The following is a 21,609-nucleotide window of genomic DNA, read 5'->3' as shown; positions in this document are numbered from 1 at the left end:
CGGTCCCCGCGAAGGACGCTGACCGGGTCAGGCCGGGCCTCGCGTCCGGCGTCCATGGAGGTCCGGGAGCCGCTCCGGAGGTCCTTGGACGATCGGTGCCGGCCGGGGCGGGGAGCCGCTCCCGCCCTGCCGACACCCACCAATGTGCCGGACCCGTGTTAAGCGTGTGCTGCGTGGACGTGACACGCTCGTACCACTTCCGCGAAGTCCGCGAACCCGGGCGAAGAACCGCAGGACCCACGCCGGCACGGGCCGTTCACCGGACGTTCGCCGTCACTTGCCGCCCTTGGCCAGGAACGCCAGCAGGTCCTGCCGGCTGACCACACCGGTCGGCTTGCCCTCGACGAGGACGATCGCCGCGTCCGCGGCGCCGAGCACGGACATCAGGTCGGCGACCGGCTCGCCGGAGCCGACCTGGGGCAGCGGGGCCGACATGTGCTTCTCCAGCGGGTCCTCCAGCGAGGCCCGCTGGGTGAACAGGGCGTCCAGCAGCTCCCGCTCGACGACCGAGCCGACGACCTCGGCGGCCATCACGTCCGGGTGGCCGGCGCCCGGCTTCACGATCGGCATCTGCGAGACGCCGTACTCGCGCAGCACCTCGATGGCCTGGCCGACGGTCTCGTCGGGGTGCATGTGGACGAGGGACGGGATGGCGCCGTGCTCCTTGTCGTTGAGGACGTCGCCGACGCGGGCGCTGGGGCCCTCGTCCTCCAGGAAGCCGTAGTCGGCCATCCACTCGTCGTTGAAGATCTTGCTGAGGTAGCCGCGGCCGCTGTCCGGCAGCAGGACGACCACCACGTCGTCCTCGGTGAGCCGCTCGGCGACCCGCAGCGCGGCCACGACCGCCATGCCGCAGGAGCCGCCGACCAGCAGACCCTCCTCCTTGGCCAGGCGGCGGGTCATCTGGAAGGAGTCCTTGTCGGAGACGGCCACGATCTCGTCGGCCACGGTCCGGTCGTAGGCGGTCGGCCAGAAGTCCTCGCCCACGCCCTCCACCAGGTACGGCCGGCCGGAGCCGCCGGAGTACACGGACCCTTCGGGGTCGGCGCCGATGACCTTCACCCTGCCGTCGCTGACGTCCTTCAGGTAGCGGCCGGTCCCGGAGATGGTGCCGCCCGTCCCCACGCCCGCGACGAAGTGGGTGATCTTCCCCTCCGTCTGCTCCCACAGCTCGGGGCCGGTGGAGTGGTAGTGGGAGAGGGGGTTGTTGGGGTTGGAGTACTGGTCGGGCTTCCACGCGCCGGGCGTCTCGCGCACCAGGCGGTCGGAGACGTTGTAGTACGAGTCCGGGTGCTCGGGGTCCACGGCGGTCGGGCAGACGACGACCTCGGCGCCGTAGGCGCGCAGCACGTTGATCTTGTCAGTGCTCACCTTGTCGGGGCAGACGAAGATGCACTTGTAGCCCTTCTGCTGGGCCACGATCGCCAGTCCCACGCCGGTGTTGCCGCTGGTGGGCTCCACGATCGTGCCGCCCGGCTTCAGCTCCCCGCTCTGCTCCGCCGCCTCGATCATGCGCAGGGCGATGCGGTCCTTCACCGAGCCGCCGGGGTTGAAGTACTCGACCTTGGCCAGGACGGTGGCCCTGATGCCCTTGGTCACGCTGTTGAGCCTCAGCAGCGGGGTGTTGCCGACGAGGCTGATCATCGAGTCGTGGAATCGCACCGTTGTCTCCGGTCGCTTGCAAAAGAAGTGGTCCTGGTGGTCCGGCCAGCCTATGACCTGTGGAGCGTCCACGAAGGTCGTTCACTCCCCGTTGAGATTGGCGCACCGTCTGTACGGGGCAAGGAGTGGTTGTACGGCTAAGAGGAGGTGACGGCGACGCATGACGAGCATGTCGAGGGCACGGGTGGCCCGGCGGATCGCGGCCGGCGCCGCATACGGCGGCGGTGGCATCGGGCTGGCCGGTGCGGCCACGGTCGGTCTGCTGCTGGCGGAGGTGCAGCTGGCCAAGCGCCACGTGGGTAACGGCGGCAGCGGCCGGGTACCGGTGGCGGACGGCCTGTACGGCACCGCGTACACCGTCCCCGACGAACCTCCCCTGCGCCTGACGATGCTCGGTGACTCCACGGCCGCCGGCCAGGGCGTGCACCGCGCGGGCCAGACGCCGGGCGCGCTGCTGGCCTCCGGCCTGTCGGCGGTGGCGGAACGCCCGGTGGAACTGCACAACGTGGCCCTCCCGGGGGCCACGTCCGACGACCTGGACCGGCAGGTGGCCCTGGTCCTGGCGAATCCCGCCCGGATGCCGGACGTCTGCGTGATCATGATCGGCGCGAACGACGTCACCCACCGGATGCCGCCGACCCGCTCCGTCCGGTACCTGGCGGCGGCGGTCCGCCGGCTGCGCACGGCGGGCGCGGAGGTGGTGGTCGGCACCTGCCCCGACCTCGGCACGATCGAACCGGTCCAGCAGCCGTTGCGGTGGCTGGCCCGCCGGGCCTCCCGTCAGCTGGCGGCGGCCCAGACGATCGGCGTGGTGGAGCAGGGCGGCCGCACGGTGTCGCTGGGCGACCTGCTGGGCCCGGAGTTCGAGGCCAACCCGCGCGAGCTGTTCGGCCCCGACAACTACCACCCCTCGGCCGAGGGCTACGCCACGGCGGCCATGGCGGTCCTCCCGACGGTCTGCGCGGCGCTGACCCTGTGGCCGGCCGACGAGGAGCGCCCGGACGCGGCCCGCCGCGAGGGCTTCCTGCCGGTGGCCCGGGCGGCCGCGGAGGCCGCCTCCGAGGCCGGCACGGAGGTCGCGGCGGCGATGCCGACGGGCCCACGCGGCCCCTGGGCCTTGCTCAAGCGCAGGCGCAGGCGCAGGGTGGCAGTGCCGGAGACCGAACCGTCCCGACCGACCTCGGCCCCCTCCAGCCGGACCGGCGCCTGAGGCCAAGGCCCGCCCCCTCCAGCCCGTCCGGCGCTGGAGGACGAGGCCTGCCCTTTCAGCCCGTCCGGCGTTTGAGGACGAGGCCCGCAGGGCCGACGGGGGGTCTGGGGGCGCAGCCCCCAGGGACGCCCGCCCCCACCCACCCGCACCCCCACCGGCCCAACCGCCGGAGGCCCAAGCAAGCGCTTAGAAAATTGCGGCCAGGGTCACACCGCCACACCCGTGACCCGGCTCATACGTGCGGGTAACTTCCCAACCAGCCCTGCCCATGCTCATCCGTACGCCCGCCCGTCACCCGACCACCGCCCCTCAACGAGGCGCTACGCGCCACCCCTTTCCTCTGGAGCCGTGATGCCCGAAGCCGTGATCGTCTCGACCGCCCGCTCCCCCATCGGCCGCGCCTTCAAGGGCTCCCTGAAAGACCTGCGCCCCGACGACCTCGCCGCCACGATCATCCAGGCCGCCCTCGCCAAGGTCCCCGAGCTGGACCCGAAGGACATCGAGGACCTGATGCTCGGCTGCGGCCTGCCCGGCGGCGAGCAGGGCAACAACCTCGGCCGCATCGTCGCCGTGCAGATGGGCATGGACCACCTGCCGGGCTGCACGATCACCCGGTACTGCTCCTCCTCCCTGCAGACCTCCCGCATGGCCCTGCACGCCATCAAGGCCGGCGAGGGCGACGTCTTCATCTCGGCCGGCGTCGAGATGGTCTCCCGGTTCGTCAAGGGCAACTCCGACAGCCTGCCCGACACGCACAACCCGCTCTTCGCCGACGCCGAGGCCCGCACCGCCGAGGTCGCCCAGCAGGAGGGCACGACCTGGCACGACCCGCGCGAGGACGGCCTGGTCCCCGACCCCTACATCGCGATGGGCCAGACCGCCGAGAACCTGGCCCGCCTCAAGGGCGTCACCCGCCAGGACATGGACGAGTTCGGCGTCCGCTCGCAGAACCTCGCCGAGGAAGCCATCAAGAACGGCTTCTGGGAGCGCGAGATCACCCCGGTGACCCTCCCCGACGGCACGGTCGTCTCCAAGGACGACGGCCCGCGCGCCGGCGTCACCATGGAGGGCGTCTCGGGCCTCAAGCCCGTCTTCCGCCCCGACGGCCTGGTCACCGCGGGCAACTGCTGCCCGCTCAACGACGGCGCCGCCGCGGTCGTCATCATGAGCGACACCAAGGCCCGCGAGCTCGGCCTCACCCCGCTCGCCCGCATCGTGTCGACCGGCGTCTCCGGCCTCTCCCCGGAGATCATGGGCCTCGGCCCGGTCGAGGCGAGCAAGCAGGCCCTCAGCCGCGCCGGCCTGACCATCGGCGACATCGACCTGGTCGAGATCAACGAGGCGTTCGCCGCCCAGGTGATCCCCTCCTACCGCGACCTGAACATCCCGCTGCAGAAGCTGAACGTCAACGGCGGCGCCATCGCCGTCGGCCACCCCTTCGGCATGACCGGCGCCCGCATCACCGGCACGCTCATCAACTCCCTGCAGTTCCACGACAAGCAGTTCGGTCTGGAGACCATGTGCGTGGGCGGCGGCCAGGGCATGGCGATGGTCATCGAGCGCCTCAGCTGAGCCCTCCGTAACCACCGGGGCACACCTCGTGAGCCTCTGGCCCGGAGTCCGGGACACCCCTGGACTTCGGGCCGTTTTGTGATCCAATCTCCCCCAGGATGTGACCTATCTCCCTCACCGGAGAGATCCACGCAGGTCAGCGCCGTCACGGCGGGGACCCCGGGCCCAAAGTCCTGTCCGATTCGTGACGTTACGCACTGACAGCTGGTTAGTCCGCCCTTCAAGCTGATGTAGGAAGTCGGGGGTCGACTTTGAACCGGGAGTACGTCAGTGAGCGCCATGCCGATCGCCTTGCTGCTCATCACGGCCGCCACGGGCGCCGTGGGCGTCGCCGTCCTGCGCACCCTCATGGTGCTGCGCCGTGAGGTCGCCGCCCTGCACACGCAGCTCGCCGAACAGCGCGCCCCGCACGGCCTCGTGCCGGCGGCCCGCCTGTCCGCCGAGGCCGACGAGATACGCGCCGCCGTCGCCGAGGCGCTCGCCGAGGAGCGCGAGCGCGAACTCGCCGAGGCACGCGCCTTCTGGGCCGCGCAGGAGGCGCGTGACGTCTCCGACGCCCCCTCCCTGCTGGGCCTGCCGGACAGCGAGCTCTTCCTGCCCCGGCAGAGCGACTTCGTGGGCCTGGAGCCGCTGGAGTCGGTGACCGAGCCGTCCACGGACGGCGACGAGTTCGCCGCCGACTCGGCCGAACTGGCCGCGGCCCGGCGCCGCCACCCCTCCCACCCGGACTTCGTCCCGGTCCAGTCGCCGGTGGTGAACGACCATGAGCGCACCGTGGCGACTCTGGAGGAACTCGCCGCCTCCCGCGTCGAACTGGCCGACGTCCGCCCCGGCCCGCTCGGCACCCTGGACGTCTACGTCTTCGCCGACGGCACCACGCTGTGCATGACCCCGGGCCACCGCGAGACGGCCGAACGCCTGGCGGCGGCCCTGCGCGCGGGCGAGACCCCGGTCCTGCTGGGCGGTTCGGGCGTCTCGGGCGCGTACACGCTGACGTTCGCGTGCGGCGAGGAGAACGTCTACATCCTGGCGGACCGGGTCATAGCGTCGCTGTAGCGATCAGACCCCGGCCCGCTGCTGGGCCTGCCCCACGAGCTCGACCGCCTCTTCCACCTGGCCCTCGTCCTTCAGGACGAGGGCCAAGTCGTGCGCGGCGACGGTGATCTGGTCGGCGGCCGCGAACATCCCCGCGTCCGGCATCTCCCTGAGCGGGGTGCCCGGCTCCTCCACGGCCTGCGTCCGGCGGGCCAACTCCCGGGCCAGTTCCAGCGCCTCGGCGGCGGCCCCGCGCTGGAGCCGGCTCTGCGGCGCTGCCCGCAAACGGTCGGCGAAATGATCCACGGCACGTGTCAGGGGCGTCGTATCAACCACAGACGGAGCGTACGCGGGACCTCCGGACTGTTGCCAACAGGCGAACGCTCAGGCACCGTGACCTGAAGGACCGGCTTACATCCCCTTTGCGTCCGGAGGCGCCGATGTCCCACGTCCTCTCCGAGGAGACCCACCGCAACATGCTCGCCCGCATCCCCCACTGCACCGGTCGTGAAGTATCCGACTGGCTGCGCACCGTCGAAGAAGGCCCCGCCCTCTTCCGCTTCGAGGAAAAGGTCAGCTGGCTCCGCCACGAGCACAACCTCGCGTACGGCCACGCGAAGGCGATCGTCCACGAATACGACCTGAGGAGGGCAGCGCGCAAACTGCTCTAGGCGCGCACCACGACATGACGAAGGGCCCCGGTCAGGCGACCCGGGGCCCTTTGCCGTACGACCGGCGCAGGCTAGTCGTTGCTGTTGAGGATCGCGATGATCCGCAGGAACTCCATGTAGATCCACACCAGCGTCAGCGTGAGCCCGAAGGCCGCCAGCCACGCCTCGTTCTTCGGCGCGCCGTAGGCGATGCCGTCCTCGACCTGCTTGAAGTCCAGGGCGAGGAAGCAGGCGCCGAGGATGATGCCGACGACGCCGAAGAAGATGCCGAGCGGGCCGCTGCGGAAGCCGAGCCCGTCACCGCCGCCGAAGACCGCGAACAGCAGGTTCACCGTCATCAGCAGCACGAAGCCGAGCGCGGCCGCCATCACGAAGCCGTAGAAGCGGCGGTTGACGCGGATCCAGCCCGCCCTGTACGCCACCAGCACACCGGCGAACACCGCCATCGTGCCGATCACGGCCTGCATCGCCGCGCCGCTCGCGATGCGGTTGTCGACGATGCTGGACACCACGCCGAGGAAGACACCCTCGAACGCGGCGTACGACAGGATCAGCGCCGGCGTCGCCGTGCGCTTGAAGGACTGCACGAGCGCCAGCACCATGCCGACGATCATCGCGCCGAAGCCGATGCCGTACGACCGGTTGATGTGGGCGTCGTCGACCGGCAGCAGCGCCCAGGCGAGCGCGGCGGTGACGATCAGGGTGCCGAGGGTGGACGCGGTGCGCAGGACGACGTCGTCCATGGTCATCCGGCCGGTGGTGGCCGGGGCCTGGGGCGGGGCGCCGTACTGCAGGTCCTGCTGGGCGTACGGGTTCTGCGCGTAGGGGTTGCCGTACTGCTGTCCGTACGGGTTGGCCTGCGTGCCGACAGCGGGTCCCCCGGCCTGCGGCGCGGTGTTGAAGCCCGCGTAGCCGTTGTCGCGGCTGAACCCCCGTCGCGAGAAGACCGGGTTTCTGCTCCTCATTTCACTCCTCCATGGCCACACGTCGCGGCCTTGGCTCAAGAGTAATAGGTAGGCAAAGAAATGCCTCTAGTGCTTGGGGAGGATCTTTCCCTCACCACGCTGCGCAACACGCTACGCGGGTCCGTGATTCCCCTCACCGGAGGGGCCCACACGGCCGTCGTCCAGGGGAAAGCCGGTGTAGCCCTCGGCCAGGTCGGTCTCGGCCGCCCGGGAGCGGGCGATCCGGTCGAGGCGGGCGAGCTGGAGGCGGTCGTCGAAGGGCGCGGCACCGGGGGCCGGGTGCAGCATCGTCGTCATGTCGTACGAGAACCGCTCGGCCTGCCAGACGCGGCGCAGGCAGGTCTCGGAGTAGGCGTCGAGCAGCGCGTCCGATCCGGTCTCCTTCGCGTACGTCAGCGCCCGCGCGAAGGTCACGACGTCGCCGACGGCCAGGTTCAGCCCCTTCGCGCCGGTCGGCGGGACGATGTGGGCGGCGTCCCCGGCCAGGAACAGACGGCCGTGGCGCATCGGCTCGTGGACGTAGGACCGCATCGGCGTCACCGACTTCTGGGTGATCGGCCCGCGCTCCAGCCGCCAGCCGTCCGCGGTCTCGAAGCGGCGCTCCAGCTCGTCCCAGATCTCCTCGTCGGTCCAGTCCCCGGCGTCCGTGCCCTCGGGGACCTGGAGGTAGAGCCGGGACACCGACGGGGAGCGCATGGACAGCAGGGCGAAGCCGCGGTCGTGGCGGGCGTAGACGAGTTCGTCGTGGGAGGGCGGGACGTCGGCGAGGACGCCGAGCCAGCCGAAGGGGTACGTGCGCTCGAACACGCGGACCAGTTCGGCGGGGACCGCCTTCCTGGCGACCCCCCAGAAGCCGTCGCAGCCGACGACGTACGCGCACTCCAGCACCTGCTCGCGTCCCTCGTGCCGGAAGCGCACGGACGGGCTGTCGGTGTCCGCGCCCTCGACCGCCAGCGCCTCCGCCTCGAACAGCAGCGGGCCGCCCTCCTTGAGCTGCAGGGCGATGAGGTCCTTGCACACCTCGGTCTGGGCGTAGACCATCACCGACCGGCCGCCGGTGAGGGCGGGGAAGTCGACGCGGTGGCGCTTTCTGTCGTACCGCAGCTCGATGCCGTCGTGCCGGAGTCCCTCCCGGTCCATCCGCTCCCCGGCGCCGGCCGCCCGCAGCACGTCCACCGTGCCCTGCTCCAGGATTCCGGCGCGCTGGCGCTGCTCGACGTAGGCGCGGTCGTGGCTCTCCAGGACGACCGAGTCGATGCCGGCGTTGTGGAGCAGCCGGGCCAGGAGGAGGCCGGCGGGGCCGGCTCCGATGATGCCGACGGTGGTGCGCATCGGGCGTTCCCTTCGAGTAGCCGCGGAGGTTCGCTTCACCTCTGTTCGTGAGGTGAAATTTTGTTCACCTGAATGCTGGACGTGAGTCTGCGCCCGCGGGAACGCGATGTCAATGGCCGACCGCCGTGCCTCTGGGGGGCGGCACGGCGGTCGGAGTCCGGCGGGGTCAGGCGGCCGGCGGCCAGCCGTCCAGGTGCCGGTGGAGCGTGACGTCGGGCTGCACGTCGCCCTTGGGGGCGCCCGCCACGGCGTCCTTCAGGACCGCGCTGACCTCCGCGGCCAGGCAGTCGGCCTGCTTCTTCAGGTCGGCCGCGGAGACGGAGGACCTGGTCAGCTCGTCCAGCCGGCGGTGGATGTCGGCCAGCTTGCCCTGGGCGGTGGCGTCCAGGGTGAGGGGCCGGGGCGTGGAGACGACGAACTGGTAGGCGCCGGCCAGCGTCTGGCAGCCGGTGCACTCCTTGTTCGCGGCGTCGCTGATGTTCACGGCCCGCAGGTGCGCGTGCTCGCCGGCGACGGTGACGATCTGGAAGGACAGCGCCACCGAACGGCAGGCGTCGTCGGCCGAGCAGCCGGCCGAGACGGCGTTGGCCTGGTTGCGGGCGCTGGCGGCGTTCACCGTGCCGAACTGGCGGATGGTGAACGAGTCGCGGGCCTGCGTGTGGTGCGCCCGGTCGACGTGGCTGAACACGTGGTCCGAGACGACGGCGGCATGCGTCACGCCGCTCGCGGCCTGCGCCGGCACGGCGGTCGCGGCACCGGCGACGCCGGCGGCGAACAGGCCTATGCCGAGGGCGCGGCGGGTCAACGGGTTGCTGACCGGTCGTACTTTTCGATGGCTGCTCAAGGGATCTCCTCGGTGGATGGATCAGGATCGGAACGGACTGGGTGAAACGGAGGCGGCGCCGACGAGGCGCGGCGGTGCGGACGGACGCCGCGACGGGGGGCGGGGTCACGCACCGGGGAAGCCGGTGCGGCGGCCCGTCCCCAAGCCGCCGCACCGACCCGCCGTACGGGCCCCCGCCCGAACCCCGACGCCGCCGGGCCCGCGTGCCCCCGCCCGGAACCGCCGTGCCGTGGTTTCGCCGCCGTGGCCGAAGCGGGGACGTCCACCCCGCCGAGGCCACGCCGGCGGCCCTCAGGTCGCCGCCGGCGACGCGCTGGCCGGTGGTGACGAGGGAGCCTCGGTGGGTGAGGGCGGCACGCTCTCCGAGGGGGTCGGCGACGGCTGCGGACCCGACGGGATGCCGCCGGGGGCGGAGGACGTCGCGGTCGGACCGGTCCCCGGCCCGTCCGTCCTGGACGACGACGAGCTCCCGCCCGGCCGGGCCGACTTCGAGGCCGACGGCGACGCCGACGCCGCGGCGGACGCGCTCGCCGACGCCCCCGGCGAGGGACTGCCGTGCAGACCGGACGGGCCGGGCGACGCCGACGGCGACAGCGAGGCGCCGATGCCGGAGGAGTCGTGCGACCCGCGCCCGCCGGGTGTCGAGGCGTCCTGGGGGCCCGGAGGCTCCGTGGACACCCCCGGCTGCAGGATGGGCGCGATCGGCGGCTGCTTCGGCAGCGGCTTCGGGGTCATCCCGGACACCCACGCGTAGCTGAGCCCGGTCAGCCCGGCCAGCGCGAGCGCGCACACCACGATCCGCAGGCGGGGCCGGCCGGCCGTGGAGCGCTTCGCGGCGCGGAAGAGCCGGCCGCCCAGCTTCACGGACAGGTAGAGGACACCCGCCATGGGGCACAGCAGCATCACGCAGCCGATCACCCCGACGAGACCCTCGGCGATCCGCCCGTCCCCGAACGCGGCCCCCGTACCGATGATCTGCTCGGTCAGCGACCGCGTCATCGTGGCCAGGATGCGCGGCAGATTCCACAGCGCGTACCCCAGCTCGCCGACGATCAGCGGCACCATCGTCAGCACCCAGGTGGCGACGATGTGCCGGGCCGACTTCTTCAGCCCCGCGACCTCCTGGCGGGCCGCCGCCCCCTTCGCGCCCGGCAGCAGGCTCAGCAGGATCGGCTTGATCTTGCCGTAGAGGTCCGGCACCCCGGCGAGGTCGCCCAGGATGTAGTAGCCGTCCAGCCGGACGGCCGGCATGAGCTGCTCGAGGATCTCGAAATGCCCCAGGTACACCGCGGCCAGGAAGAACTGCATCCCGGTCGCGAAGTACGCCGCGGCCATGGCGAGCATGAAGACGACGTTGAAGTACACCCCGCCCAGGTCGGTGCGGATGCGCCCGCCCCGCCCGATCCGGTAGACGTCCGTCACGTCGGTGTACATCGACGGCCAGATGAGGAACAGCCCGCAGCCGATGCAGCCGGGCCGGGCCCCGCCGTACTTGCAGGCGGAGGCGTGGCCGAACTCGTGGAAGACGAGCGAGGCCACCGTCAGCACGAAGACGATGAGGATCAGCACCGGCTGGTCGAGGACCTGCAGGACCGGCTCGATCGCCCCGAAGAAGCCGAACAGCCACACGTCCATGGCCACCGCCGACAGCAGGACGGCCACGACGACGGCCGGTTTGTGCAGCCAGGCGAAGGCCGCCGCGATCCGCGCCGTCCGCTTCTCGTCGAAGATGACCCGGTGGCCCTTGAGGGCGAGCAGCAGGTCGGAGCGCGGGGCGTCGACCTCGTCGTCCTCCTGGCCGGCGGGCACCGTCACACCGAGCGGCTGGAGCTTGTTCTCCACCAGGTAGCGGACGTTGTCGCCGCTGACCTCGCGGCCGAACCGCGCGCTGACCCGGTGGGCGATCGTCTCGGCGTCGCGGACGCCGTCGATGCTCGACGCCACCAGGTACAGCAACCGGGACAGCTGCACGACCTGCCCGTCCCCCCGACGGGCGATGTACTTGGGGTCGGTGAAGCCCGACCCCTGGTACTCGCCGTGCAGTTGCAGCCCCGCGCTCAGCCGCGGGGCCGGTTCCGGCGGCTGTTCGACGACGGGCAGCTTGCCCGTCGCGACCTGCTCGTAGGTCACCGGCCAGCCGCCGGGTCCGGGCACGGGCCCGGTGTCGTACAGCGCCGTCGGACCGTTGCCGAGCACTGTCATGTGTGGTCTCCCCCCAGAGTCCTCGGCGCTTCCCCGGACCCGCCGCTTCCCCCCGGAAGCGCGGCGGGTTCCCCCCGGAACGCGCCGTGGGGGCGGACCGGGCCGTCAGTTGCTCACGGTCCGCCCCCTGGCCGCCACGGTGGCGGGTGCCGCTACTGCTGGACGGTGATGTTCTGCGTCGCCTGCGACTGGGCGTCCGACCACGAGGAGTGGTCGTTCAGGGCCGCGGACTCGTTGTGCGCCGAGATGTGGGCGACGTGCTTGGTGACGTTGACCGTCTTGCCGAAGCTGAACTTCAGCCGGCCCAGGGCCTCACGGCCCGGCAGCAGCTCCGCGCTCTCGGTGTCCAGCTCGCGCATGTCCATGCTCATGACGTATGTCCTTTCGGTGTTCTCGGGTGGGTGGTGAGGTGGAGCGCGAGCGTTACTGCTGGACGATGATGTTCTGGGCGGCACCGGAGTCGGCCACGGACCACGAGGAGTGGTCGTTGAGGGCCGCGGACTCGTTGTGCGCCGAGATGTGGGCGACGTGCTTGGTGACGTTGACCGTCTTGCCGAAGCTGAACTTCAGCCGACCCAGGGCCTCGCGACCCGGCAGCAGCTCCGCGGACTCGGCCTCAAGCTCGTGGGCGTTCATCATGATCAATTCCCCCTCAGGGATGGGCACTTCCGATCAGACAGCGTCAGGTTCCCCCCGGACTCTGTCCAATCTGGTCGGACGGGCTGTCCAACGAGATTGGACACTAGGGCCTCGCGGGGCGGTTGCGCAACCCGTTCGGGGAATCACCCTTTCGGCGACCCGGGGCCACGACCGTAGAATCGGCCCCGACATGGACGGTCCAGCCGACACAGCCAGCAGGAAGTGACCCACCCGTGGCCAACGCACTGCAGCAGTTGATCCGTGACCGCCTCGACCACAAGGGCTGGTCCTACGGCGATGTCGCACGCCGCGGCGGCGTCCCGCGCTCCACCGTCCACCACCTCGCCACCACCGAGCGCGTCGTCCGCATGCCCCAGTCGGCCACCCTGGAGGGACTGTCCAAGGGGCTGGAACTGCCGTTGGACACCGTGCGCCGCGCCGCCGCCGAGGCGTGCGGCATCCACGTCTACGGCAGCCCGGACACCGCCGGGTCGGACGCCGGCGCCACCGACCCCGAGGTCGACCTGCTCATCGCCAGCGTGCAGAAGCTCTCGGCCGACGACCGCCGGCATGTGACCGCCCTCGTGGAGTCGCTGCTCGACCGCTCGGCCCCCCGCACGCCGGAGAAGTGACGGCCGGTCGAGCCGACCCGCGCCATCCGGCGAGCACGGACGGGCACCGTACGGCCCCCGGACGCGCCGAGTCCGTCAAGTCGGAAAAAGAATTCAACTCGCCCGAAAGCGCCGAGATCCCCCGCTAGTCTCTCGTCCTGCCCGAGAAGCGTGAGCCGCCCCACGACCACGCCGGGCCCCTGGGGGGAAGTGTGTTGTTCGTGCATGGCGGACCGGCCACGGCCGTGGTCCGCGGACCCGCCGGCCAATCGGTCGTCCTGCTCTCGGGCGAACTGCCCGAGGTGCTCACGGAGGGAGCGGTGGCCGAACTCGTGGACCTGGCCGCCGCGATCCTGGACGCCGAGGAACTGGAGCTGTTCCACAGCTGTCTGGAGAAACTGCGCGGCGGGCTGCGCCCGGGCCGCCGGATAGAGGTCGACGGCGCCGTCCTCACGGTCTACGAAGGCTGAGCCGTACCCGAAGACCGAGCCGCGCGGCCGAGCGGTGCGCGAAGGCAGAACCGCGCGCGAAGACCGAACCGCGCGCGAACGGTGAGCCGCGCCCGAAGGCCGCGCCGCACACGAAGCGTGACGACCGACCACGGAACGCTTCGTCCCGTGGGCGCGGTAGTGCCCGGAGCCGGACTTGAACCGGCACGCCCGCGAAGGGGCAGCGAGGTTTAAGCTCGCCGTGTCTGCATTCCACCATCCGGGCAGGCCATGGGCTCCGCGTCGAGGTTCCGAGCCTATCGGGATGCCTCCCCCGAACAGCGGCCCCACGGAGCGATGTTGTCTTATTTTATTGACGTCTGAGGGTGCATCAGCACAAGGAACACGCCATCAGCACTTGCCAATAGCCTTGCGTGAGACGCCCGCGCACGCATGCGGAATGACGGAATTTCACCGCCCGAACGAGGGTGCTCCACCGGTTCTCGACGTCTGCCCGAGCAAGCGCTTGCGCCCCACCCGGCCGTCAGGGTCTCCCGTCATCCCCAGGTATGACACCGCGGCACCGGATCAGACCCGAGTCGCCCCCCGGAACCGGAACTGCGACTGACTACACGGGCCTGTTCGGCGACCACCATGGAACACGTCCCTTCCCGACGTCGTCCCCGCGAGGAGTCCCTTCCCGTGACCACCACACCCGTCGCCGACCGGTCCACCGCGACCGTGGCCGCACGCGCCACGGATCTTTCGAAGATCTACGGACAGGGCGAGACCCAGGTGGTCGCCCTGGACCGCGTCTCCGTGGACTTCCGGCAGGCCGAGTTCACCGCGATCATGGGCCCCTCCGGGTCGGGCAAGTCCACGCTGATGCACTGCGTGGCCGGCCTCGACACCTTCTCCTCCGGCTCGGTGCGCATCGGCGAGACCGAGCTGGGCTCGCTCAAGGACAAGCAGCTCACCAAGTTGCGCCGGGACAAGATCGGCTTCATCTTCCAGGCGTTCAACCTGCTGCCGACCCTCACGGCCCTGGAGAACATCACCCTCCCGATGGACATCGCGGGCCGCAGGCCGGACAAGCAGTGGCTGGACACCGTCATCCAGATGGTGGGCCTGCGCGACCGGCTCGGGCACCGCCCCTCCCAGCTCTCCGGCGGCCAGCAGCAGCGCGTCGCCGTCGCCCGCGCCCTCGCCTCCAAGCCGGACATCATCTTCGGCGACGAGCCGCCCGGAAACCTCGACTCCCGCTCCGGCGCCGAGGTGCTGGGCTTCCTGCGCAACTCCGTACGGGAGTTGGGGCAGACGGTGGTGATGGTGACCCACGACCCGGTGGCGGCGGCGTACGCGGACCGGGTGGTGTTCCTCGCGGACGGACGGATCGTCGACCACATGTACGGCCCGACGGCCGAGACGGTCCTCGACTTCATGAAGCAGTTCGACGCGAAGGGCCGTACGAGCTGATGTTCCGCACCGCCCTGCGCAACGTGCTTGCGCACAAGGCCAGGCTGCTGATGACCGTGCTCGCCGTGATGCTCGGCGTCGCGTTCGTCTCCGGGACCCTGGTCTTCACCAACACCATCTCCGACGCCTACCAGAACAGTTCGGCCAAGGGCTTCGACCGGGTCGACGTCGCCGTGTCCGCCAAGTCCCAGGAGGACAAGGGCAACACGATCGGCAAGACGCCCGAGCTGACCCAGGCCATGCTCGACCGGAGCGCGAAGGTGCCGGGCGCCGCCTCCGCGGTCGGCGTCGTCAACGGCTTCACGGCCATCGCCGACAAGCACGGCAAGCTCATCGGCCGCGGCTTCCAGTCGCAGGGCGGGAACTACTGGGGCGACAAGGACGCCCGGTACCCGCTGAAGTCCGGCCGCGCGCCGCACGGCGCGGACGAGGTCGCCATCGACGCCAAGACGGCCCGGCGCGCCGGGTACACGGTCGGCGACACCGTCCGCCTCTCCGTCGACGGCCCGGTCCTCAGCCCCAGGATCAGCGGCGTCTTCACCACCGACGACGGCAACGTCGCCGCCGGCGGCAGCCTCGCCCTGTTCGACACGGCCACCGCCCAGAAGCTGTTCGGCAAGCCGGGCACGTACGACGAGATCGACGTGACGGCCGCCGCCCGCACCTCCCAGACCGCGCTGAAGACCGAACTGGACAAGGCGCTGGGCACGAAGCTGGTGGAGACCACCACCGGCAAGAAGCTCGCCGACGACCAGGCCGAGCAGATCTCCTCCTCGATGAGCGGGCTCAAGCAGGGCCTGCTGGTCTTCGCGGGCATCGCGCTCTTCGTCGGCACGTTCATCATCGCCAACACCTTCACCATGCTGGTCGCCCAGCGCACCCGGGAACTCGCGCTGATGCGCGCGGTCGGCGCCTCGCGCCGCCAGGTGACCCGGTCGGTGCTGATCGAGGCGTTCGTGGTCGGCACGGTCGCGGGGGTCACGGGCCTGGTCGCGGGCATCGGCATCGGCGCCGGCCTGCGCTCGCTGATGGGCACCCTCGGCGCCACCGTCCCGGACGGGCCGCTGATCGTCACGCCGGGCACGGTCGCGACCGCCCTCGTGGTCGGCATCGTCATCACGATGCTGGCGGCCTGGCTGCCCGGCCGCCGGGCCGCGAAGATCCCGCCGGTCGCCGCGATGAGCAGCGTCCACGCCCAGGCCACCACCAAGTCGCTGGTGCTGCGCAACACGCTGGGCGCGCTGTTCGCCGCGGCGGGCGTCGCGGTGGTCCTGGCCGCCACGACGATGGACGGCTCGGACGGTCAGGCCCCGATGGGTCTCGGCGCGGTCCTGCTCATCATCGGCGTCTTCATCCTCACGCCGCTGCTGTCGCGCCCGCTGATCGCGGCCGCGGCACCGCTCCTCCGCGTCTTCGGCGTCGCCGGCAAGCTGGCCCGCCAGAACTCGGTGCGCAACCCGCGCCGCACCGCGGCCACCGCCTCCGCGCTGATGATCGGGCTCACCCTCATCACCGGCATGACGGTGATGGCGGGCAGCCTGCAGAAGTCGATCGACAAGATGGCCTCCTCGGCGATCAGGGCCGACTACGTGGTCTCCATGGCGAACGGCAACTACCTCTCGCCGGACGTCGACCGGAAGCTGAACGCGACCGGCGGGGTCACCGCCACCAGCCCGCTGCGCAACGTCTACTCGCGCATCGACGGCACGGGCGAGTCTCTGACCGGTGTGAACGGCGCGGCGATCGGGAAGCTGACCGACCTCAAGGTCGACCAGGGCACCTTCACGGTGGACGGCACCCAGGTCGTCGTCGACAAGGACACCGCCCGTTCGCACGGCTGGAAGGCCGGCTCGGCCTTCACCGCGCACTACGAGGACGGCAAGTCGTCCCGCCTGACCGTGTCCGGGATCTACGAGGGCAACGAACTGATCCGGGGCATCCTGCTCGACAAGGCCGTCGTCACCCCGCACACGACCGACCCGGGCGACATGCGGGTCCTGGTCCAGACGGCCGACGGGGCGTCCAGCGCCACGAAGGACAAGCTGGAGAAGGCCCTCGGCACCAACCCGGCGATCAAGGTCCAGAGCAAGCAGGACCTGTCGAACGACATCGCGCAGATGTTCACGCTGATGCTGAACATGCTCTACGGCCTGCTGGCCATGGCGGTGATCGTGGCCGTCCTCGGTGTCATCAACACTCTGGCCATGTCGGTCTTCGAACGCTCGCAGGAGATCGGCATGCTCCGCGCGATCGGCCTGGACCGCAAGGGCGTCAAGCGCATGGTGCGCCTGGAGTCCCTGGTCATCTCCCTGTTCGGCGGGGTGCTCGGCATCGGGCTGGGCGTCTTCTTCGGCTGGGCGGCCGGCGAGCTGCTCGGCACGAAGATGGCGACGTACGAACTGGTCCTGCCCTGGGCGCGGATGGCCGTCTTCCTGCTGCTCGCGGCGACGGTCGGCATCCTGGCGGCCCTGTGGCCGGCCCGGCGCGCGGCCCGCCTGAACATGCTGACGGCGATCAAGTCGGAGTAGCGGCATGGCACGAGGAGGCCCCGTCCGGTGCGCGGACGGGGCCCCCTCGTGTGTGCGCACGGGCTCCGCTACGAGGGGTGCGGTCCCCATGTCCGCGCCCGCAGCGGCATTCCGGCCCCGCCGTCCTTCGGGGTCCGTACGGCCAGCACCTGGTTGACGCCGATGCGGTTGTGCTCGAAGGCGAGGGCGCTGGCGGCCATGTACAGCCGCCACACCCTGGCCCGCCCCGGCCCGGCGAGCCGTGCCGCCCGCGGCCACTGGGCCTCCAGGTTGGCCACCCACCGGCGCAGCGTGAGCCCGTAGTGCTCGCGGAGGGACTCCACGTCGCGCACCTCGAACCCGGCGCGTTCGAGCTGGGTGACCGTCGTGCCGAGGGGCGCGAGCTCGCCGTCGGGGAAGACGTAGGCGTCGATGAACTCGTCGACGTCGTACGCCGACTCGTCGCGCTGCGGGCGGCGCGCGATCTGGTGGTTGAGCAGCCGTCCGCCCGGCCGCAGCAGCCGGCGCAGGGTCTCGGCGTACTCCAAATACCGGTCCGCGCCCACGTGTTCGGCCATCCCGATCGAGGAGATCGCGTCGTAGGGCCCGTCGGCGACGTCCCGGTAGTCCTGCACCCGGATCTCGACCCGGTCGGTCAGCCCCTCCTCGGCGACGCGCTTGCGGGCGTAGGCGGCCTGTTCGTGGGAGAGCGTGATGCCGACGACGCGCACACCGTGCTCGCGTGCCGCGTGGACGGCCATGGAGCCCCAGCCGCAGCCGACGTCGAGGAGTCGCTGTCCCTTCGTCAGACCGAGCTTGCGGCAGACGAGTTCGAGCTTGTCGTGCTGGGCCTGCTCCAGGGTGGCGTCCGGGGCGGGCCAGTAGGCGCACGAGTAGACCATCGACGGGCCGAGGACGATCTCGTAGAAGTCGTTGCCGACGTCGTAGTGGTGGCTGATGGCGCGTTGGTCGGTGCGCTTGGTGTGCAGGTGGCGGGCCCTGCGGACCTCCTCGCGCGGCGGGGCGGGCGGCAGCGGCAGCCCGGCGATCCGCACCAGTCCGCGCGCGGCGGCCCGTACCTCGGGGTCCCGCAGCATCTGCACCAGGCCGCGGGCGTCCTCCCCGCGCTCCCACACCAGTTCGGCCATGAGGTCGAGGGCGGCGTACAGGTCCCCCTCGATGTCGAGGTCCCCGGCGACCCAGGCCCGCGCGAGCCCCAGCTCCCCCGGTTTCCACAGCAGGCGGCGCACGGCGCGGCGGTTGCGCACGACCAGGGCGGGCGCGTCCGGCGGCCCCGCCTGCGAACCGTCCCAGGCGCGGATGCGCACCGGCAACGGCGCTCCCAGCAACTGCTCGACGAGGCTCTTCAGCCGCGACGCGGCGTCGGCCATGGCGCACACCTCCGTGACAGGCGATCCCGGAATGCCCAGCACCACGTAAACAAAACCCGGGCGACTGTGCAGTCCCCCGCAGCCGTCACGAATATGCAAAAAGGTGCAGGGACCATCTACTTGGGTCGCCCATTCGGAGCCGTGCCCGCCGTCCGGAACGCCGAAGGACCTCCCGCACCACGGATGGCGGGAGGTCCCTCGGTTCGTGCGGCGACCGGGGCTGCGGTCAGGAGGCCTTGGCCTCGGTCTTCTCCTGCTTCGCCGCCGCCGGGACGGGCTTGGCGGCCTCGTAGAACTCCTCGCGGGGGTTCTCCATAGCGCCCAGGGAGACGACCTCGCGCTTGAGGAACATGCCGAGGGTCCAGTCGGCGAAGACGCGGATCTTGCGGTTGAAGGTCGGCATCGCCATGCCGTGGTAGCCACGGTGCATGTACCAGGCGAGACGGCCCTTGAGCTTGATCTTCATCTTGCCCATGACGATCATCGCGACGCCCTTGTGCAGGCCGAGACCGGCCACCGCACCCTTGTTGGCGTGGCTGTAGTCCTTCTGCGGGAAGCCCCGCATGCCGGAGATGACGTTGTCGCCGAGGACCTTGGCCTGACGCAGCGCGTGCTGGGCGTTCGGCGGGCACCAGGCGTTCTCGTTGCCCGCCTTGCGGCCGACGAGGTCCGGGACCTGGGCGTTGTCGCCGGCGGCCCAGATGTAGTCGGTGCCCTTGACCTGGAGGGTCGGCTCGCAGTCGACGTGACCGCGGGGGCCGAGCGGCAGGCCGTAGCGGGCCAGCGCCGGGTTGGGCTTCACACCGGCGGTCCACACGATCGTGTTGGAGTCGACCTCGAGGCCGTTCTTCAGCACGACGTGACCGTCGACGCAGGAGTCCATCGAGGTGGAGAGGTAGATCTCCACGCCGCGGCTCTCCAGGTGCTCCTTGCCGTAGGCGCCCAGCTTGGGGCCGACCTCGGGCAGGATCTTGTCGGCGGCGTCCACGAGGACGAAGCGCATGTCCTCGCGGGAGACGTTCTTGTAGTACTTGGCCGCGTCGCGGGCCATGTCCTCGACCTCACCGATGGTCTCCGCGCCGGCGAAGCCGCCGCCGATGAAGACGAAGGTGAGGGCCTTGCGGCGGATCTCCTCGTCCGTGGTGGAGTCGGCCTTGTCCAGCTGCTCCAGCACGTGGTTGCGCAGGCCGATGGCCTCCTCGATGCCCTTCATGCCGATGCCCTGCTCGGCGAGGCCGGGGATCGGGAAGGTGCGGGAGACCGCGCCGAGCGCGATCACCAGGTAGTCGAAGGGCAGCTCGTACGCCTCACCGACCAGCGGGGAGATCGTGGCCACCTTGCGGTCCTGGTCGATGGTGGTGACGCGGCCGGTGAGGACCTCCGCCTTCGGCAGCACGCGTCGCAACGGGACGACGACGTGGCGCGGGGAGATGTTGCCGGCTGCGGTTTCGGGGAGGAAGGGCTGGTAGGTCATGTACGACCGGGGGTCGACGACCGTGACGGTCGCCTCGCCGTAGCGCATCTTCTTGAGGATGCGCCGAGCTGCGTACAGGCCTACGTACCCACCGCCTACTACGAGGATCCTGGGACGCTCCGTGGTGCTCATGGCATCGAGTATCCACCCGCCTGAGGGGGGTAGCTCGTGCGCCCCTTCACAAGCTCCGACAGGGGGTGTGTTATCCTCCGCGACCCACGTGGCACAGGTCCTGTTGCCGGCCCTCGGGCCGGGTCCGTTACGACCCGTTGTCAATGCCGCGTGAGCTGCCTCTCTGGGCCCGCGGAGGTGCGGTGAGCCCTCCGAAACACCTCTCCGCGAGGGCCTCCGGAACCCCCTTCATACCACGATTCTGAACATGTTCAAGGGGCCTTCGGGCCCTCGAAAGGCCCAACCGGGACCGTTTCACGGTCTCCGGGGACGGAATTCCTTGTGAAGAACTTCACGAACTTTCCGGCGGACACATCACGGAGGGGCCCGCGAAGGCCCCTCCGTGATGCTCATACGCTATCCGACCTGCTCGTCAGAGAGCTACCCATCGGTAACAAACGAGACCTACGCCACCGACCACGCGATGCCGTCGAGGATGTCGTGCTCGCTGACGACGACCTCCTCGGCGCCCGTCCGCTCCATGATCGACAGCAGGACGAGGGCCCCGGCCGCGATGACGTCGACGCGCCCGGGGTGCATCGAGGGGACGGCCGCGCGCTCGGCGTGGGTGGAGCGCAGCAGCCGTTCGGTGATCTCGCGGACGCGCTCGCGCGAGACACGGGAGTGGTGGATGCGCGCGGAGTCGTACGCGGGCAGGTCCTGGGCGATGGCCGACACCGTGGTCACCGATCCGGCGAGCCCGACCAGGGTCCGCGCCTCGCCGAGCGGGACCGTCTCCTCGGCGAGGTCCAGCGCCCGCTCGATGTCGGCGCGCATGGCCGCGATCTGCTCCTCGGAGGGCGGGTCGCCGGCGGCACCGTCGACCACGAGGTGCCGCTCGGTCATCCGCACACAGCCGACGTCCACCGAGCGCGCGGCCCGCACATGGTCGTCCCCCACGACGAACTCCGTCGACCCCCCGCCGATGTCCACGACCAGGTACGGCCGGGCCAGGTCGTCGCGGCCCTTCAGCTCGTTGGTCGCGCCGGTGAAGGAGAACTCCGCCTCCTGCTCGCCGGAGATCACCTCGGGCTCGACGCCGAGGATGTCGACGACGCCGCGGACGAAGTCGTCCCGGTTGGAGGCGTCCCGGGAGGCCGAGGTGGCCACGAAACGGACCTTCTCGGCGCCGAGGTCGCGGATCACCTCCGCGTACTCACGGCAGGCCGCGAACGTCCGCTCCAGCGCCTCCGGCGCCAGCCGGCCGGTGCGGTCCACGTCCTGGCCGAGCCGCACGATCGTCATCCGCCGGTCCAGCTCCAGCAGTTCGCCGGTGCCGGGGTTGACGTCGGCGACCAGCAGCCGGATGGAGTTGGTGCCGCAGTCGACCGCGGCGACCCGGGTGAAGCCCCTGGGCGTCATCGGCCGGGCGGAGAAGAAGCCGCTGCGGATCACGGTCGGGTCCTCCTCGGCCTCCTC

At 70.9% G+C, this 21,609-nt stretch carries 19 protein-coding genes and 1 tRNA gene; 8 read left to right on the top strand and 12 right to left on the bottom strand.

The window, feature by feature from the left end; genetic code table 11:
* Window positions 1-273: 273 nt before the first annotated feature.
* The gene (locus tag M8J74_RS32535) at window positions 274-1,662 is read right to left on the bottom strand and encodes a cystathionine beta-synthase (RefSeq protein WP_249839880.1); all 1,389 of its coding nucleotides are present in this window, start codon (window positions 1,660-1,662) and stop codon (window positions 274-276) included.
* A 160-nt stretch (window positions 1,663-1,822) separates the two neighbouring features.
* Here M8J74_RS32535 and M8J74_RS32530 point away from each other — a divergent pair, with 160 nt between their 5' ends.
* The 3 genes from M8J74_RS32530 to M8J74_RS32520 all read left to right on the top strand — a co-directional run bounded on the left by M8J74_RS32530 (window position 1,823) and on the right by M8J74_RS32520 (window position 5,500).
* Entirely contained in the window at window positions 1,823-2,872 is a 1,050-nt protein-coding gene (locus tag M8J74_RS32530; RefSeq protein WP_249839879.1) for an SGNH/GDSL hydrolase family protein, read from the top strand.
* A gap of 351 nt (window positions 2,873-3,223) precedes the next feature.
* Window positions 3,224-4,444, top strand: a complete 1,221-nt coding sequence (locus M8J74_RS32525) for an acetyl-CoA C-acetyltransferase (protein ID WP_249839878.1) — start codon at window positions 3,224-3,226, stop codon at window positions 4,442-4,444.
* A 279-nt stretch (window positions 4,445-4,723) separates the two neighbouring features.
* On the top strand, window positions 4,724-5,500 hold the full coding sequence (locus M8J74_RS32520) for a hypothetical protein (RefSeq protein WP_203237857.1): 777 nt from the start codon (window positions 4,724-4,726) through the stop codon (window positions 5,498-5,500).
* Between the two features lie 3 nt (window positions 5,501-5,503).
* Here M8J74_RS32520 and M8J74_RS32515 read toward each other — a convergent pair whose 3' ends face one another.
* Complete coding sequence (locus tag M8J74_RS32515; protein ID WP_249839877.1) at window positions 5,504-5,815, bottom strand: hypothetical protein; 312 nt, start codon at window positions 5,813-5,815, stop codon at window positions 5,504-5,506.
* 104 nt (window positions 5,816-5,919) lie between these two features.
* Between M8J74_RS32515 and M8J74_RS32510 the strand changes: the two genes are divergently transcribed.
* Window positions 5,920-6,150, top strand: a complete 231-nt coding sequence (locus M8J74_RS32510) for a DUF4287 domain-containing protein (protein ID WP_058924900.1) — start codon at window positions 5,920-5,922, stop codon at window positions 6,148-6,150.
* A gap of 71 nt (window positions 6,151-6,221) precedes the next feature.
* On the opposite strand, the gene M8J74_RS32505 is transcribed toward M8J74_RS32510, so the two are convergent.
* The 6 genes from M8J74_RS32505 to M8J74_RS32480 form a co-directional block, all read right to left on the bottom strand.
* Window positions 6,222-7,115, bottom strand: a complete 894-nt coding sequence (locus M8J74_RS32505) for a Bax inhibitor-1/YccA family protein (RefSeq protein ID WP_249839876.1) — start codon at window positions 7,113-7,115, stop codon at window positions 6,222-6,224.
* A gap of 111 nt (window positions 7,116-7,226) precedes the next feature.
* Complete coding sequence (locus tag M8J74_RS32500; protein ID WP_249839875.1) at window positions 7,227-8,447, bottom strand: 4-hydroxybenzoate 3-monooxygenase; 1,221 nt, start codon at window positions 8,445-8,447, stop codon at window positions 7,227-7,229.
* A gap of 166 nt (window positions 8,448-8,613) precedes the next feature.
* Window positions 8,614-9,291 (bottom strand): hypothetical protein, encoded by a 678-nt coding sequence (locus M8J74_RS32495; RefSeq protein WP_249839874.1) that lies wholly within the window; start codon window positions 9,289-9,291, stop codon window positions 8,614-8,616.
* 291 nt (window positions 9,292-9,582) lie between these two features.
* Complete coding sequence (locus M8J74_RS32490) at window positions 9,583-11,493, bottom strand: zinc metalloprotease (RefSeq protein ID WP_249839873.1); 1,911 nt, start codon at window positions 11,491-11,493, stop codon at window positions 9,583-9,585.
* Between the two features lie 152 nt (window positions 11,494-11,645).
* Window positions 11,646-11,864, bottom strand: coding sequence for a hypothetical protein (locus M8J74_RS32485; protein WP_142152400.1), 219 nt, complete (start codon window positions 11,862-11,864; stop codon window positions 11,646-11,648).
* Between the two features lie 52 nt (window positions 11,865-11,916).
* Window positions 11,917-12,132, bottom strand: a complete 216-nt coding sequence (locus M8J74_RS32480) for a hypothetical protein (RefSeq protein WP_203237716.1) — start codon at window positions 12,130-12,132, stop codon at window positions 11,917-11,919.
* A 233-nt stretch (window positions 12,133-12,365) separates the two neighbouring features.
* Here M8J74_RS32480 and M8J74_RS32475 point away from each other — a divergent pair, with 233 nt between their 5' ends.
* Together M8J74_RS32475 and M8J74_RS32470 are read left to right on the top strand one after the other, a co-directional pair.
* Window positions 12,366-12,764 carry a helix-turn-helix domain-containing protein gene (locus tag M8J74_RS32475; RefSeq protein WP_249839872.1) on the top strand — a complete coding sequence of 133 codons (399 nt, stop codon included), beginning with the start codon at window positions 12,366-12,368 and terminating at the stop codon, window positions 12,762-12,764.
* A 200-nt stretch (window positions 12,765-12,964) separates the two neighbouring features.
* Window positions 12,965-13,213, top strand: a complete 249-nt coding sequence (locus M8J74_RS32470; RefSeq protein WP_239015294.1) for a hypothetical protein — start codon at window positions 12,965-12,967, stop codon at window positions 13,211-13,213.
* Window positions 13,214-13,373: 160 nt separating this feature from the next.
* On the opposite strand, the gene M8J74_RS32465 is transcribed toward M8J74_RS32470, so the two are convergent.
* Window positions 13,374-13,457: transfer RNA gene (locus M8J74_RS32465), tRNA-Leu, on the bottom strand.
* A gap of 416 nt (window positions 13,458-13,873) precedes the next feature.
* Here M8J74_RS32465 and M8J74_RS32460 point away from each other — a divergent pair.
* Together M8J74_RS32460 and M8J74_RS32455 are read left to right on the top strand one after the other, a co-directional pair.
* Complete coding sequence (locus M8J74_RS32460) at window positions 13,874-14,647, top strand: ABC transporter ATP-binding protein (protein WP_249839871.1); 774 nt, start codon at window positions 13,874-13,876, stop codon at window positions 14,645-14,647.
* Entirely contained in the window at window positions 14,647-17,175 is a 2,529-nt protein-coding gene (locus M8J74_RS32455; protein ID WP_249839870.1) for an ABC transporter permease, read from the top strand. The genes M8J74_RS32460 and M8J74_RS32455 overlap by 1 nt, the downstream gene beginning before the upstream one ends.
* A gap of 68 nt (window positions 17,176-17,243) precedes the next feature.
* On the opposite strand, the gene M8J74_RS32450 is transcribed toward M8J74_RS32455, so the two are convergent.
* The 3 genes from M8J74_RS32450 to M8J74_RS32440 form a co-directional block, all read right to left on the bottom strand.
* Window positions 17,244-18,545, bottom strand: coding sequence for an SAM-dependent methyltransferase (locus M8J74_RS32450; protein WP_249839869.1), 1,302 nt, complete (start codon window positions 18,543-18,545; stop codon window positions 17,244-17,246).
* Between the two features lie 226 nt (window positions 18,546-18,771).
* The gene (locus M8J74_RS32445; RefSeq protein WP_249839868.1) at window positions 18,772-20,151 is read right to left on the bottom strand and encodes an NAD(P)/FAD-dependent oxidoreductase; all 1,380 of its coding nucleotides are present in this window, start codon (window positions 20,149-20,151) and stop codon (window positions 18,772-18,774) included.
* 444 nt (window positions 20,152-20,595) lie between these two features.
* Window positions 20,596-21,552: a Ppx/GppA phosphatase family protein gene (locus M8J74_RS32440; RefSeq protein ID WP_249839888.1), complete on the bottom strand. Its 957-nt coding sequence runs from the start codon at window positions 21,550-21,552 to the stop codon at window positions 20,596-20,598.
* Between the last annotated feature and the right edge of the window lie 57 nt (window positions 21,553-21,609).

The sequence above is a fragment of the Streptomyces panaciradicis genome (assembly GCF_023516615.1).
GTDB classification, from domain to species: domain Bacteria; phylum Actinomycetota; class Actinomycetes; order Streptomycetales; family Streptomycetaceae; genus Streptomyces; species Streptomyces panaciradicis.
Note: the sequence above shows the minus strand (reverse complement) of the source record. Positions and strands in the feature narration are given on the sequence as shown.

Bases quoted from the DNA above. Each gene is read 5' to 3' on its own strand.
- M8J74_RS32530 (WP_249839879.1), top strand. From the start codon at position 1,823: ATGACGAGCATGTCGAGGGCACGGGTGGCCCGGCGGATCGCGGCCGGC.
- M8J74_RS32525 (WP_249839878.1), top strand. From the start codon at position 3,224: ATGCCCGAAGCCGTGATCGTCTCGACCGCCCGCTCCCCCATCGGCCGC.
- M8J74_RS32520 (WP_203237857.1), top strand. From the start codon at position 4,724: ATGCCGATCGCCTTGCTGCTCATCACGGCCGCCACGGGCGCCGTGGGC.
- M8J74_RS32510 (WP_058924900.1), top strand. From the start codon at position 5,920: ATGTCCCACGTCCTCTCCGAGGAGACCCACCGCAACATGCTCGCCCGC.
- M8J74_RS32505 (WP_249839876.1), bottom strand. From the start codon at position 7,115: ATGAGGAGCAGAAACCCGGTCTTCTCGCGACGGGGGTTCAGCCGCGAC.
- M8J74_RS32500 (WP_249839875.1), bottom strand. From the start codon at position 8,447: ATGCGCACCACCGTCGGCATCATCGGAGCCGGCCCCGCCGGCCTCCTC.
- M8J74_RS32490 (WP_249839873.1), bottom strand. From the start codon at position 11,493: ATGACAGTGCTCGGCAACGGTCCGACGGCGCTGTACGACACCGGGCCC.
- M8J74_RS32485 (WP_142152400.1), bottom strand. From the start codon at position 11,864: ATGAGCATGGACATGCGCGAGCTGGACACCGAGAGCGCGGAGCTGCTG.
- M8J74_RS32480 (WP_203237716.1), bottom strand. From the start codon at position 12,132: ATGATGAACGCCCACGAGCTTGAGGCCGAGTCCGCGGAGCTGCTGCCG.
- M8J74_RS32455 (WP_249839870.1), top strand. From the start codon at position 14,647: ATGTTCCGCACCGCCCTGCGCAACGTGCTTGCGCACAAGGCCAGGCTG.
- M8J74_RS32450 (WP_249839869.1), bottom strand. From the start codon at position 18,545: ATGGCCGACGCCGCGTCGCGGCTGAAGAGCCTCGTCGAGCAGTTGCTG.
- M8J74_RS32445 (WP_249839868.1), bottom strand. From the start codon at position 20,151: ATGAGCACCACGGAGCGTCCCAGGATCCTCGTAGTAGGCGGTGGGTAC.
- M8J74_RS32440 (WP_249839888.1), bottom strand. From the start codon at position 21,552: ATGACGCCCAGGGGCTTCACCCGGGTCGCCGCGGTCGACTGCGGCACC.